This is a genomic window from Pseudomonas sp. GYB4201, assembly GCF_056312595.1.
The window spans coordinates 49,507-61,694 of sequence record NZ_JBWGIG010000030.1 but is presented as its reverse complement, the minus strand read 5'-3'; the positions used below and the strand labels follow the sequence as shown (position 1 = coordinate 61,694).

At 65.2% G+C, this 12,188-nt stretch carries 9 protein-coding genes; 4 read left to right on the top strand and 5 right to left on the bottom strand.

Annotation, left to right across the window (positions count from 1 at the left end; translation table 11 throughout):
• Nucleotides 1–9: 9 nt before the first annotated feature.
• On the bottom strand, nucleotides 10–2,313 hold the full coding sequence (locus AC0Z2B_RS23920; RefSeq protein ID WP_476299866.1) for a TonB-dependent receptor: 2,304 nt from the start codon (nucleotides 2,311–2,313) through the stop codon (nucleotides 10–12).
• A 208-nt stretch (nucleotides 2,314–2,521) separates the two neighbouring features.
• On the opposite strand from AC0Z2B_RS23920, the gene AC0Z2B_RS23915 reads away from it, so the two are divergent.
• Nucleotides 2,522–3,202 carry a Fe2+-dependent dioxygenase gene (locus tag AC0Z2B_RS23915; protein WP_476299865.1) on the top strand — a complete coding sequence of 227 codons (681 nt, stop codon included), beginning with the start codon at nucleotides 2,522–2,524 and terminating at the stop codon, nucleotides 3,200–3,202.
• Between the two features lies 1 nt (nucleotide 3,203).
• Nucleotides 3,204–3,956 carry a tetratricopeptide repeat protein gene (locus AC0Z2B_RS23910; RefSeq protein ID WP_476299863.1) on the top strand — a complete coding sequence of 251 codons (753 nt, stop codon included), beginning with the start codon at nucleotides 3,204–3,206 and terminating at the stop codon, nucleotides 3,954–3,956.
• A 109-nt stretch (nucleotides 3,957–4,065) separates the two neighbouring features.
• Here AC0Z2B_RS23910 and AC0Z2B_RS23905 read toward each other — a convergent pair whose 3' ends face one another.
• Complete coding sequence (locus AC0Z2B_RS23905) at nucleotides 4,066–5,229, bottom strand: type III PLP-dependent enzyme (RefSeq protein ID WP_158152702.1); 1,164 nt, start codon at nucleotides 5,227–5,229, stop codon at nucleotides 4,066–4,068.
• Nucleotides 5,230–5,687: 458 nt separating this feature from the next.
• Between AC0Z2B_RS23905 and AC0Z2B_RS23900 the strand changes: the two genes are divergently transcribed.
• Both AC0Z2B_RS23900 and AC0Z2B_RS23895 read left to right on the top strand, forming a co-directional pair.
• Nucleotides 5,688–6,884: a sigma-70 family RNA polymerase sigma factor gene (locus AC0Z2B_RS23900; protein ID WP_476299862.1), complete on the top strand. Its 1,197-nt coding sequence runs from the start codon at nucleotides 5,688–5,690 to the stop codon at nucleotides 6,882–6,884.
• Between the two features lie 62 nt (nucleotides 6,885–6,946).
• Nucleotides 6,947–9,367 carry a TonB-dependent siderophore receptor gene (locus tag AC0Z2B_RS23895; RefSeq protein ID WP_476299860.1) on the top strand — a complete coding sequence of 807 codons (2,421 nt, stop codon included), beginning with the start codon at nucleotides 6,947–6,949 and terminating at the stop codon, nucleotides 9,365–9,367.
• Between the two features lie 80 nt (nucleotides 9,368–9,447).
• Here the strand turns inward: AC0Z2B_RS23895 and AC0Z2B_RS23890 are convergent, their stop codons facing one another.
• Genes AC0Z2B_RS23890 through AC0Z2B_RS23880 form a run of 3 tightly spaced genes read right to left on the bottom strand, consistent with a single transcriptional unit; the run spans nucleotide 9,448 to nucleotide 12,175 of the window.
• Nucleotides 9,448–10,614 carry an osmoprotectant ABC transporter ATP-binding protein OsmV gene (locus AC0Z2B_RS23890; protein ID WP_476299859.1) on the bottom strand — a complete coding sequence of 389 codons (1,167 nt, stop codon included), beginning with the start codon at nucleotides 10,612–10,614 and terminating at the stop codon, nucleotides 9,448–9,450.
• The gene (locus AC0Z2B_RS23885; protein WP_416422463.1) at nucleotides 10,611–11,264 is read right to left on the bottom strand and encodes an ABC transporter permease; all 654 of its coding nucleotides are present in this window, start codon (nucleotides 11,262–11,264) and stop codon (nucleotides 10,611–10,613) included. The genes AC0Z2B_RS23890 and AC0Z2B_RS23885 overlap by 4 nt, the downstream gene beginning before the upstream one ends.
• A complete protein-coding gene (locus AC0Z2B_RS23880; protein WP_476299858.1) occupies nucleotides 11,261–12,175 on the bottom strand; it encodes a glycine betaine ABC transporter substrate-binding protein in 915 nt (304 codons plus the stop codon). The genes AC0Z2B_RS23885 and AC0Z2B_RS23880 overlap by 4 nt, the downstream gene beginning before the upstream one ends.
• Between the last annotated feature and the right edge of the window lie 13 nt (nucleotides 12,176–12,188).

Genomic DNA, 12,188 nt, shown 5'->3' with positions numbered 1-12,188 from the left:
TCCGGGTTATCAGAAGTGGAAGTTGGTGCTGAACAACACGGTGCGGCCGGCTGCCTGGTTGGCGAAGTGCGCGGCGTACGCCTTGTCGTAGTAGACCTTGTCGGTCAGGTTCTGCACGTTGAGCTGGAAGTCGACGTTCTTGCTCAGCTTGTACGCAGCCATGGCGTCGTAGCGGGTGTAGGACGGTACGTACACGGTGTTGGCCGTGTCACCCCACACTTCGCCCACGTAGAAGGCACCGCCACCGATGGTCAGCTTCGGCGCCACTTGATAAGTGGTCCACAGGCTGGCGCTGTGTTTCGGCGTGTTCGGCAGTTCCTTGCCATCGGTGGCGGCACCACCGGTGACCGCGCCGTTACGGCCCGACAAGCCACCGCTGAGGATCTCGCTGTCCAGGTAGCTGTAGCCGGCGAACACCTGCCATTTTTCGGTGATCTTGCCGGTGGCCGACAGCTCGAAGCCGTCGACGCGGGTCTTGCCGGCGTTCTCGTAGGTGTTGGTGGCGGTCAGTACCCGGGTGTTTTCCTTCTCGGTGCGGAAGATGTCAGCGGTCAGCGACACGCGGTCCTGGAACACGTCCCACTTGGTGCCGATCTCGTAGTTCTTGGTGGTCTCGGGCTCCAGGTCGCTCTGGATGGTGCTGTTGCCGGCGGTCAGCGGGTTGCCGTCGATGCCTTCGTTGAGCATGGCGCCCGGCGGGGTGGCCGAGGTGGCGAACGAGGCGTAGATGCTGCCGTGTTCGGTTGGCTTGAACACCAGGCCAGCCTGCCAGTTCCAGAAGTTGGAATCGTTGCTGGTCTTGCCGGTGGTGTCGCTGTCAGCCTTGGTGTCGAAGCTGTCGTAGCGCGCGCCCAGGTTCAGCAGCCATTGCGGGTCCAGCTCGATAGTGTCGAAGGCATAGATGGCACGGGTGTTGGCCGTGGTCTTGGTGCCCTGGTAGTTGCGGGTAATGGTGCCGGTGTAGTCGTCGTTCGGGTTCGGGTCGCTTAGCGAGGTGCAGGTGCCGCCGTTGGTCTCGCCTGGCTGGCAACCGGCGCCGCCTGGGGAGGTGGCGCCCGGGTTGCTGTTGGCCGGGTTGGCGAAGGTGTAGCCGGTCACGTGGCTTTCTTCACGGGTGAATTCCACACCGGTGGAGTAGCTGTGCTTGAAGCCCAGCGCGTTGAACTCGCCAAACAGGTCGGTCTGGTTGGTGGTGGTCTCGGTGGTGCTGACCCGGGCGTTGGCACGGCGCCACACGGTGCCGTACTTGTTGACGTTGTGCTGGCTGTCGTCGGGCTGGGTCAGGATGTAGTCCTGGCCGGTGTTGCCGTGGCGCAGGGTGTTCTTCAGCGTCATGGTGTCGCTGAAGTCATGTTCGAAGGCGATGGTGCTGATGTCGGCGCGGGTCTTGCGGAAGTCGCGGTCCTTCAGGCCATAGAAGTTGTTGCTGTCGCCGCCGTCGGTGGGCTTGTCGTGCACGTGGGCGGTGGCGGTGGAAGAGCTGTAGCCGTACGGGACGCCCGAGTCCGGCAGGTCGTTGCTTTCCACGTGGTAGTAGCTGAGGTTCAGGCGGTTTTCGGTGCCCAGGCCGAAGGTCACCGACGGTGCCACGCCCCAGCGGTCGTAGTTCACCGCGTCGCGGCCGGCCACGTTTTGCTCGTGGCTCATCAGGTTCAGGCGGAAGGCCGCGGTGTCGAGGAACTTGCGGTTCACGTCCAGGGTGTAGCGGCGGGTCTGGTCGGAGCCGTAGGTGAAGCCGCCGTCGAGGAAGTCACGGTCCTGGGGCAGCTTGCTCACCAGGTTGATGCTGCCGCCGGCCGAGCCGCGGCCGCCGAACGCCGAGTTCGGGCCCTTGCTGACTTCCACCGACTCGATGTCGAAGATCTCGCGGGTCTGCGCGCCGGTGTCACGCACGCCGTCCAGGTAGGTGTCGCTCTGGGCGTCGAAGCCGCGGATGAACGGGCGGTCGCCCTGGGGGTTGCCGCCTTCGCCGGCGCCGAAGGTGATGCCCGGCACGGTGCGCAGGGCGTCCTGCAGCGAGGTGGCGGCAGTGTCCTTGATCACCTGCTGCGGGATCACGGTGACCGAGCGTGGGGTGTCGGTCAGCGGCGCGGTGTATTTGCTCGAAGCCGACTTGGTGGTCTGGTAGGAAGGCTCTTGCGCCTCGCCGGTGATGCTGGTGGCGCCCAGCGAAATGGCGCCGGTCTGCTTGGCGTCGGTGTCTTCGGCGGCTTGTGCGAACTGCGCGACCGAAGCGGCGCCCAGCGCCATGCCGATGGCGGAAACCAGCAGGCGTGGCGAGCTGACAGGAACATAAACGTGTTGGCGTGACATTGTTTTTGGCCTTCCCCAAGGTGTTCGAGGCGGCGGAATGTAGGGTAAATGAAATTCGGTATCAATTGCGACAAGGTGCTATCCGCACTGAATTTACATTCTTTACACATTTTGCTTACGGTTTTTACAATTTCGTACGTCAGACAGTTGTACACAGTCAATAAGAATCAATACCATTGGCGCCCTCACGTTTTCAGGTGCCTTTGCCATGCTGCTGCACATCCCCGGAATATTCTCCCCTGAGGAGGTAGCGCGCATTCGCCAGGCCCTGGAACAGGCAGACTGGGCAGACGGCAAGATCACCGCCGGGCACCAGTCGGCCAAGGCCAAGCACAACCTGCAACTGCCTGAAGGGCACCCGCTGGCGGTTGAAATCGGCGCGGCGATGCTCGAGCGCCTGTGGAAGAACCCGCTGTTCATGTCAGCGGCGTTACCGCACAAGGTGTTCCCGCCGTTGCTGAACTGTTACACGGCCGGCGGCAATTTCGATTTCCACATCGATAACGCCGTGCGCCAGGCCCGTGGCAACCCGGAGCGGGTGCGCACCGACCTGTCCTCCACGCTGTTCTTCAGCGACCCCGACGAGTACGACGGCGGTGAGCTGGAAATCCAGGACACCTATGGCACCCAGCGAGTCAAGCTGCCGGCCGGCGACCTGGTGCTGTACCCCGGCACCAGCCTGCACAAGGTCAACGCGGTCACCCGCGGCACCCGCTTCGCCTCATTCTTCTGGACCCAGAGCCTGGTGCGCGAGGACAGCCAGCGCGCGCTGCTGTTCGAGATGGACGGCGCCATCCAGAGCCTGAGCCGCGACGTCCCCGACCACCCCTCGCTGGTGCGCCTGACCGGCACCTACCACAACCTGCTGCGCCGCTGGGTGGACGTCTGACATGGGCTTCGAGCTGCGCCGCGAAGAGATCCTCGACGCCGAGCGCCTGAGCGCCATGCTTGACGACAACCCGGCGCGCGCCGCCCAGGCCATCCTGAGCGCAGCCCGCGCCGGCATCGTCGATGCCCAGGCGTTGCTGGGGCAGATCCTGCTGGACGGCCAGGGCATCGAACGCGACCCGGCGCTGGCGCGCACCTGGTTCGAGATTGCCGCCAACGGCGGCCACCTGATGGCGCGCAACATGCTCGGGCGCTGCTGTGAGCATGGCTGGGGCGGTGCGGCGGATGCCGGGCAGGCGGCGCTGCATTACCGCGAAGCGGCCGCCGCTGGGCTGGACTGGGCGCTGTACAACTACGCCAACCTGCTGGGCACCGGCCGTGGCGTGGCCCTGGACCATGAACTGGCGCTGGTGTGCTACCGCCGGGCGGCGCTGATGGGCCACGCCAAGTCGATGAACCTGCTGGGGCGCTACCTGGAAAACGGCATGGCCTGCGCAGCCGACGTGGCCCAGGCCCATGACTGGTACCGGCGCTCGGCCGAGGCCGGGGATTTTCGCGGGCAGTTCAGCCACGCGGCGGTGCTGGCCGAGGCGGGCAGGGTGGACGAAGCGCTGCACTGGCTGCAGCGGGCGCTGGAGGGCGGCAACCTGAACTTCCTGCGGGTGAGCGGGCCGGCGTTGTTGCAGGCCAATGACGCGCGCGTGCGGGCGATGGCGGAGGCCTACGCGGCAAAGGCCGCTGCGTTGGGCGCCTGAGGGACGCGGCTACGCAGATCCCCGTAGCAGCGGCCGCAGGCCGCGTCAGGGCCAGCGCCCAAAAAAAAGCCCGGGCACATGGCCCGGGCTTCTTCATTGCAGCAACAGCTTAGATGTAGAACGACTTCAGGGGCGGGAAGCCATTGAATTCCACGGCGCTGTAGCTGGTGGTGTAGGCGCCGGTGGACAGCCAGTACAGGCGGTCACCGATGGCCAGGTTCAGCGGCAGGCCGTACTTGTAGTTCTCGTACATGATGTCGGCGCTGTCGCAGGTCGGGCCGGCGATGACCACTTCTTCCACTTCGCCTTTCTTCTCGGTCCAGATCGGGAACTTGATGGCTTCGTCCATGGTTTCGATCAGGCCGCTGAATTTGCCCACGTCGGTGTAGACCCAACGCTCGACGGCGGTGCGCGACTTGCGGGCAACCAGTACCACTTCGCTCACCAGGATACCGGCGTTGGCGATCAGCGAGCGGCCCGGCTCCAGAATGATTTCCGGCAGGTCGTCGCCGAAGTCTTCCTTCAGGAAGCGGATGATTTCTTCAGCGTAGGTTTCCAGGCTGTTGGTACGGGTGATGTAGTTGGCCGGGAAGCCGCCACCCATGTTGATCAGCTTCAGGTGGATACCGTCTTCTTCCTTCAGGCGCTCGAAGATCACCTTCACCTTGGCGATGGCGGCGTCCCAGACGCTGATGTCGCGCTGCTGCGAACCCACGTGGAAGGAGATGCCGTAAGGCACCAGGCCCAGGTCACGGGCCAGGATCAGCAGGTCCATGGCCATGTCGGTCTGGCAGCCGAACTTGCGCGACAGGGGCCAGTCGGCAGTGGTCGAGCCTTCGGTGAGGATACGCACGTAGACTTTCGAACCCGGGGCGGCCTTGGCGATGTTGCGCAGGTCGGCTTCGGAGTCGGTGGCGAACAGGCGCACGCCCTTCTCGTAGAAGTAGCGGATGTCCTTGGACTTCTTGATGGTGTTGCCGTAGCTGATGCGCTCAGGACCAACGCCCTGGCCCATGACCTTGTCCAGCTCGTAGATGGAGGCGATGTCGAAGCTCGAACCCTTGTCACGCAGCAGGTCGATGATTTCGACCGCAGGGTTGGCCTTGACCGCGTAGTACACCTTGGCGAATTCGAAGCCGGCGCGCAGGTCGTCGTAGGCCTGGCTGATCATCTGGGTGTCGATGAGTACGAAAGGGGTTTCTTGCTTGTCGGCGAACGCCTTCATTTTCTGGAAGGTTTCGCGCGCGAAATAGTCTTCGACCTGGATCGACATGCTGGGGACTCCTGCTGGCAAACGTTGAAAATATTCATGGGTGAAGGTGGCACCCGGTGCACACCTCTCTTGACCGCCCTCCGTATCCCCACTTTGGTTCGCCTACTTCCCAAGGCATGTCGCCGAAAGCAAAAAGGCCACTGGAAGCACGCTTCCTCATGGCCTTGCTGTCTCGTCGTCAGTACTTGAGCCGGATGGATCGTTTCCAGCATGGACGGTCGGCGCGAACTTTAGGACGTGAGGGGCTCAAGATCAACAAAAAATGTCGCGTTTTTACACGCGTTCGTCGTGGCGTCCTTTTCGCCTCTTTAGTAACCGACCCACATGACAGCCTGATGTTCCCCCGACGGCCCGTCGGCAGGCCGTATGTATCTACATTTTTGCCCTGTGTACCCGTTGCAATACATTAATGGTAACCATTACCATTCGCGCCTCTCTCCCCTCAGTAGCTGCCGACCATGACCTCCAAGCTGCGCGGCCACCCCGGTTTTCTCGAGCATTATCAGGAACTGCTGGGCGCCTGGACGCGCCGCCTGCGCGACCGTGCGCGCGCCGAGGACCTGACCCACGACGCCTTCGTGCGCGTGCTGGAAACCCCGGCCGCGGAGGTGCAGCAGCCACGTGCCTACCTGCACCAGGCTGCGCGCAACATCGCCGTGGACGGCTACCGCCGCGAAGACCGCCGCGCCGCGCTGGAGAGCCTGGCGCTGGCGCCCGACCCTGCGGCCGGCGCCGACCCCGAAGCGTTCGTGCAGGCGGTGGAACTGGCTGACGCGGTGGAGAAGGCCCTGGACGAGCTGCCACCCAACTGCCGCAAGGTGTTCGTCTGGCAGAAGCTGGAGGGCCTGAGCCAGGCCGAGATCGCCGAGCGCATGGGCCTGAGCCGCAACATGGTGGAGCGCTACATGATGCGCGCGCTCAAGCACCTGCGCGGGCACCAGGCCATTCGCTACGCGGTGGCGGCCAGTATTGTCGCGGCGGCGGTATGGCTGGGCTGGTTCACCCAGCTGCGCCATGACCCGGCCTACCAGGGCCAGTTTGCCACGGTGCTGGGCGAACGCCGGCAGTTCGACCTGCCGGACGGCTCGCACCTGGAACTCAACAGCCGCACGCGCCTGTCGGTGAGCTTCGTCGACGGCCAGCGGCAGGTCACGCTGCAGGAGGGCGAGGCCATGTTCAGCGTCGCCCATGACCCGTCGCGGCCGTTCGTGGTGAGCGCTGGCGCCGGCACGGTGACGGTCACCGGCACGCGCTTCGACGTGCGCCGCGACCCCGACCAGGTGCAGGTGGCGGTGGAGTCCGGCACCGTGCGCGTGCAGGGCCATGCCGCGCCGGTGGTGCTGACCGCAGGCCTGGGCTCGCGCATTGGCGAGGACGGCCAGGTGAGCCCGGCCGCCCCGGTGAACACCGCCGACCTCACTGCCTGGCGCAGCGGCAAGCTGGTGTTCAGCGACGCGCCGCTGAGCGAGGTGGTGCGCGAAGTGTCCCGCTACCGCCAGCAACCGCTGCACGTCAGCGGCAAGGCCGCCCACCTGCGCCTGAGCAGTGTGTTCAAGGCCGATGACACCGACGCCCTGTTGCGCGCCTTGCCGAGCATCCTGCCGGTGAGCGTGCGCACCCTGGCCGACGGTTCGGCAGAAATTATCGCGCGCTGATTCAGGTTTTTTTGCCCTGGTTCGTCTTCCTGGCCAACTGTAACTTCAGGACAAGTCACGACGTGAACAACAACAAGCTCAATGCGTTAACCCTGGCCCTGCTGGCCATTACCTTCGGCAGTGTCGCCCCCCTGGCGTTTGCCGACCAGGCGCCGGTCAGCGTGCAGATCCAGGCCCAGCCCCTGGCCGCAGCGCTGAACCAGCTGGGCCGGCAGACCGCGCTGCAACTGTTCTTCAGCCCCGACCTTGTGGCTGGCAAACAGGCCCCGGCCGTCGCCGGCAACCTGGCGCCCGAGCAGGCCCTGAAGGCGCTGCTGGCAGGCAGCGGCCTGACGTATGAGATCAACCAGGGCAGCGCGGTGCTGCACGCCGCCCAGCCGGCCGCCGCCACAGGCAGCGTCGAGCTGGCGCCCACCGACGTGAAAGTGGTGGGCGACTGGCTGGGTGACGCCGACAAGACCGTGGTGCAGAACCACCCCGGCGCGCGCACCGTGGTGCGCCGCGAGGCCATGGTGGAGCAGGGCGCGATGAACGTGCGCGACGTGCTGCGCGGCATCCCCGGCGTGCAGGTGCAGGACTCCAACGGCACCGGTGGCAGCGACATCTCCCTCAACGTCGGCGTGCGCGGCCTGACCTCGCGGCTGTCGCCGCGCTCCACGGTGATGATCGACGGCGTGCCTGCGGCGTTCGCCCCCTATGGCCAGCCGCAGCTGTCCATGGCGCCGATTTCCGCTGGCAACCTCGACAGCATCGACGTGGTGCGCGGCGCCGGTTCCGTGCGCTACGGGCCGCAGAACGTCGGCGGGGTGATCAACTTCGTCACCCGCGCCATCCCCAAGGACTTCAGCGGTGACGTCAGCACCACCCTGGAAACCTCGGCCCACGGCGGCTGGAAGCATACCGAGTCGACCTTCCTCGGCGGCACCGCCGACAACGGCCTAGGTGCAGCCCTGCTGTACACCGGGGTGAACGGCAACGGCTACCGCAGCAGCAACAACGGCAACGACATCGACGACGTGCTGTTCAAGACCCACTGGGCGCTGACCGACAGCGACGAGCTGTCGCTGAACTTCCACTACTACGACGCCCGTGCCGACATGCCCGGCGGCCTCACCCAGGCCCAGTACGACCACAACCCGTACCAGTCCGACCGCGACTACGACAACTTCACCGGCCGCCGCAAGGACGTCTCGCTGAAGTGGCTGCACCAGATCGACGACGCCACCCAGCTGGAGGTGCTGACCTACTACACCGACAGCTTCCGCGGCAGCACCATCGCCGCCCGCGACCAGAAAACCCTGTCGTCCTACCCGCGCAGCTACCACACCTTCGCCGTGGAGCCGCGGCTGTCGCACCTGTTCATCGGCGACAGCGTCAGCCAGGAGGCCAGCATTGGCGTGCGCTACCTGAAGGAGGCCATGCACGAACAGAGCAGCCGCCTGGCGCTGATCGACAACACGCCCACGGTCACGCCGACTTCCGACGGCCACATTTCCCAGGACCGCACCGGCGGCACCGAGGCCACCGCGTTCTACATCGACGACAAGATCGACGTCGGCAACTGGACCATCACCCCCGGCGTGCGCTTCGAGCACATCAGCACCGACTGGCACGAGCGCCCGGTGCTCGGCACCAACGGCGTGCGCGTGCAGGCGAAGGACCGCAGCGTCGAGAGCAACGAACCGTTGCCGGCGCTGAGCGTGATGTATCACCTGTCGGATGCCTGGAAGCTGTTCGCCAACTACGAGACCTCGTTCGGCAGCCTGCAGTACTTCCAGCTGGCCCAGGGCGGCATCGGCAACCAGACCGCCAGCGGCCTGGAAGCCGAGAAGGCCAAGACCTACGAGATCGGCACGCGCTATGACGACGGCACCTGGGGTGGCGAGCTGACGGCGTTCTACATCGACTTCGACCACGAGCTGCAGTACATCAGCAACGACATCGGCTGGACCAACCTGGGCGCCACCAAGCACCAGGGCATCGAGGCCTCGGTGCACTATGACCTGGCCGCGCTGGACCCACGCCTGGATGGCCTGAACGCCAACGCCGGTTTCACCTACACCCGCGCCACCTACCAGGGCGATATCCCGGGCTTCAAGGGCCGCGACCTGCCGTTCTATTCACGCCAGGTGGCTACCGCCGGGTTGCGCTATGAAGTGAACCGCTGGACCTGGAACCTCGACGCCTTCGCCCAATCGAAGCAGCGCGCGCCGGGCACCGGCATGAACGCCGATGGCAGCTTCAACGGCAACTACATCACCCAGCCCAGTGCCGATGGCCAGTATGGGGATATGCCCGGCTACGTGACCTGGCATGTGCGCGGTGGGTATGACTTCGGCCAGCAGCTGTCAAACCTGAAGCTGGGCGCCGGGGTGCGCAACCTGTTCGACCGCCAGTACTTCACCCGTTCCAGCGACAACAATTCGGGCATCTACCTGGGTGAGCCGCGCACGTTCTATGTGCAGGCCAGTCTAGGGTTTTAAATAGGGGTGGGCATGACGCGGCCTGGCGGCCGCTGCTACAGGGGATATCCGTAGCAGCGGCCGCAGGCCGCGTCCTGCAATCAAACGGCGGCCTGCTCCACCAACTCCGCCGGCGACACGATGTTGGTCTTCATACCCCGCGAGCGGCCCGAGCTCAGGTATGCCGCGATGGATTCCTGGGTCACCTCACCCAGGAATACGTTCTCGGCATTGAGCACCGGCAGCCACGCGCGGTTGAACTCGTACATGCGCGACAGCAGGATGCGCAGATGCTCGTCGTAGGCCGCGGTGGCGTTGAACGGGCGCAGGTAATCCTGGCAGGTGCCCTGCTGGCGGTGCAGGTCGCGGCGGCGCACGTAGCCCATGGCCTTATTCTGGGCGTCGGTCATGACCACGTAGCGGCGGTCGTGCTCGTCCATCAGCTCCAGGGCATCGGCCACCGGCGTCTGCGGGCTGACCGACGGCGCGTTGTCGGCGGCGTCCTCGGCCTTCACCAGCAGCAGGCGCTTGAGGGTGCTGTCCTGGCCCACGAAGTTGCTGACGAAGTCGTCCACCGGGTGCGCCAGCAGGGTGTCCGGGTGGTCGATCTGCAGCAGTTTGCCGGCGCGGAAGATGGCGATCTTGTCGCCCAGCTTGATGGCCTCGTCGATGTCGTGGCTGACCATGATCACGGTCTTGTTCAGCGCCCGCTGCATCTCGAAGAACTCGTTCTGGATCATCTCGCGGTTGATTGGGTCGACCGCGCCGAACGGCTCGTCCATCAACAGCAACGGCGCATCCGCCGCCAGCGCGCGGATCACGCCGATGCGCTGCTGCTGGCCGCCCGACAGTTCACGCGGGTAGCGGTGCAGGTACTGCTTGGGCTCCAGCTTGATCATGCTCATCAGCTCGCGGGCGCGCTCGTGGCATTTCTGCTTGTCCCAGCCCAGCAGGCGCGGCACCACGGTGATGTTTTCCTCGATGGTCATGTTCGGGAACAGGCCAATCTGCTGGATCACGTAGCCGATGTTGCGGCGCAGGGTCACCTCGTCAAGGCCGGTGGTGTCCTCGCCGTTGATCAGCACCTTGCCCGAGGTGGGCGTGATCAGGCGGTTGATCATTTTCAGCGTGGTGCTCTTGCCGCAGCCCGACGGGCCCAGGAACACGCAAATCTCGCCTTCGTTGACGGTCAGGCTCACGGCGTCCACGGCCTTTACTTCCTTGCCGTTGCTGGTGAAGGTCTTGGTCAGGTTCTGGAGTTCGATCATTTGAGTAATCCTTTGGGAGTCAGGGCGCGTTGCAGCCATTGCAGGAAGAGGTCGGCGATGATCGCCAGGACGCTCACCAGCACGGCGCCGACGATCAACATCGACATGTCGCTGCGGCTGATGGAAGTGAGGATAAGTACACCCAGGCCACCGGCACCGATGGTGGCGGCGATGGTCATGACGCCGATGTTCATGACCACGGCGGTGCGCACGCCGGCCAGGATCACCGGCACCGCGATGGGCAGCTCGACCATGCGCAGGCGCTGGCCGAAGGTCATGCCGATGCCGCGCGCGGCCTCACGGATGCCCGGCTCCACGCCGGTCAGCGCCAGGTAGGTGTTGCGCATGATGGGCAGCAGCGAGTAGAGGAACACCGCGGTGATGGCCGGCAGCGGCCCTAGGCCCTGGCCGAACTTCGAATAGAAGGGCAGCAGCAGGCCGAACAGCGCGATGGACGGGATGGTCAGCAGCACGGTGGCGCTGGCCTGCATCACGCCGGCGGCGGCGGGGAAGCGGGTCATGACGATGCCCAGGGGCACGCCCACCAGAATCGCCAGGCTCACCGCCACGCCCACCAGGGCGATGTGCTGGCCGGTCAGGTGCAGCACCTGCGCCCAGTCCAGGTGGGAAAAGGTATCGAGGAAACTCATGGCTGCTCCTTCGTGGCGGCGGGCACGGGGTGGTCACGCAGGAACTCGGCGGCCACGGCGGTCGGGCTCAGGTGCTGCACGTCGACCTTGGCGTTGAGCTGGCGCATGGTCTCGTCGTCCAGCAGCTCGGCCAGCGGTTTCAGGTCGGCGGCCAGGTCCGGGTGGGCGTCGAGGAAGTCCCGGCGCACCACCGGTGCGGCGGTGTAGTCGGGGAAGTAGTGCTTGTCGTCTTCCAGCAGCTTGAGGTGGAAGGCGTTCAGGCGGCCGTCGGTGGTGTACACCAGGCCCGTGAACACCTGGCCGTTGCGCAGCGCGGTGTAGACAAGGCCGGCGTCCATCTGGCGAATATCACGGCGGGTGAATTGCAGGTCGTAGGTCTGGGTCAGGCCCACCAGGCCGTCGGAGCGGTTGGCGAACTCGGTGTCCAGGGCCAGCACGTGGCCCTTTTTCGGTTCATCGCGCAGCACCTGGTTCAGCTGGCTGATGGTATTGACCTGGGGGTAGGCCTTGGCGATGTTTTCCGGCAGGGCCAGGGCGTAGGTGTTGCTGAACTTCGACGGGGTCAGCCACACCAGGCCTTTCTTGGCGTCGAGTTCCTTGACCCGCTGGTAGGTGGCGGCGCTGTCGAGTTTCTCGGTCACGTGGTTGTAGGACACCAGCGACACGCCGGTGTATTCCCACACCATGTCCAGCTGGTTGCTCTCCTGGGCGCTGCGCGCCAGGTTGCTGCCCAGGCCACTGGTGACCTGCACGTTGTAGCCTTTCGAATCGAGGTATTGCGCGGTGATGGCGGCCAGCACCGACTGTTCGGTGAACACCCGGGCGCCGAGGCGCACCAGCGGTTTTTCCGCAGCGTGGGCAGCGCCCGCGCACAGCAGGGCCAGGCCCAGCAGCATGCTTGGTACTTTCATGTGATTTCCTTCG

What these genes read in the sequence shown, in the direction of transcription:
- AC0Z2B_RS23920 (WP_476299866.1), bottom strand. Translation starts at nt 2,313, where the DNA reads ATGTCACGCCAACACGTTTATGTTCCTGTCAGCTCGCCACGCCTGCTG.
- AC0Z2B_RS23915 (WP_476299865.1), top strand. Translation starts at nt 2,522, where the DNA reads ATGCTGCTGCACATCCCCGGAATATTCTCCCCTGAGGAGGTAGCGCGC.
- AC0Z2B_RS23910 (WP_476299863.1), top strand. Translation starts at nt 3,204, where the DNA reads ATGGGCTTCGAGCTGCGCCGCGAAGAGATCCTCGACGCCGAGCGCCTG.
- AC0Z2B_RS23905 (WP_158152702.1), bottom strand. Translation starts at nt 5,229, where the DNA reads ATGTCGATCCAGGTCGAAGACTATTTCGCGCGCGAAACCTTCCAGAAA.
- AC0Z2B_RS23900 (WP_476299862.1), top strand. Translation starts at nt 5,688, where the DNA reads ATGACCTCCAAGCTGCGCGGCCACCCCGGTTTTCTCGAGCATTATCAG.
- AC0Z2B_RS23890 (WP_476299859.1), bottom strand. Translation starts at nt 10,614, where the DNA reads ATGATCGAACTCCAGAACCTGACCAAGACCTTCACCAGCAACGGCAAG.
- AC0Z2B_RS23885 (WP_416422463.1), bottom strand. Translation starts at nt 11,264, where the DNA reads ATGAGTTTCCTCGATACCTTTTCCCACCTGGACTGGGCGCAGGTGCTG.
- AC0Z2B_RS23880 (WP_476299858.1), bottom strand. Translation starts at nt 12,175, where the DNA reads ATGAAAGTACCAAGCATGCTGCTGGGCCTGGCCCTGCTGTGCGCGGGC.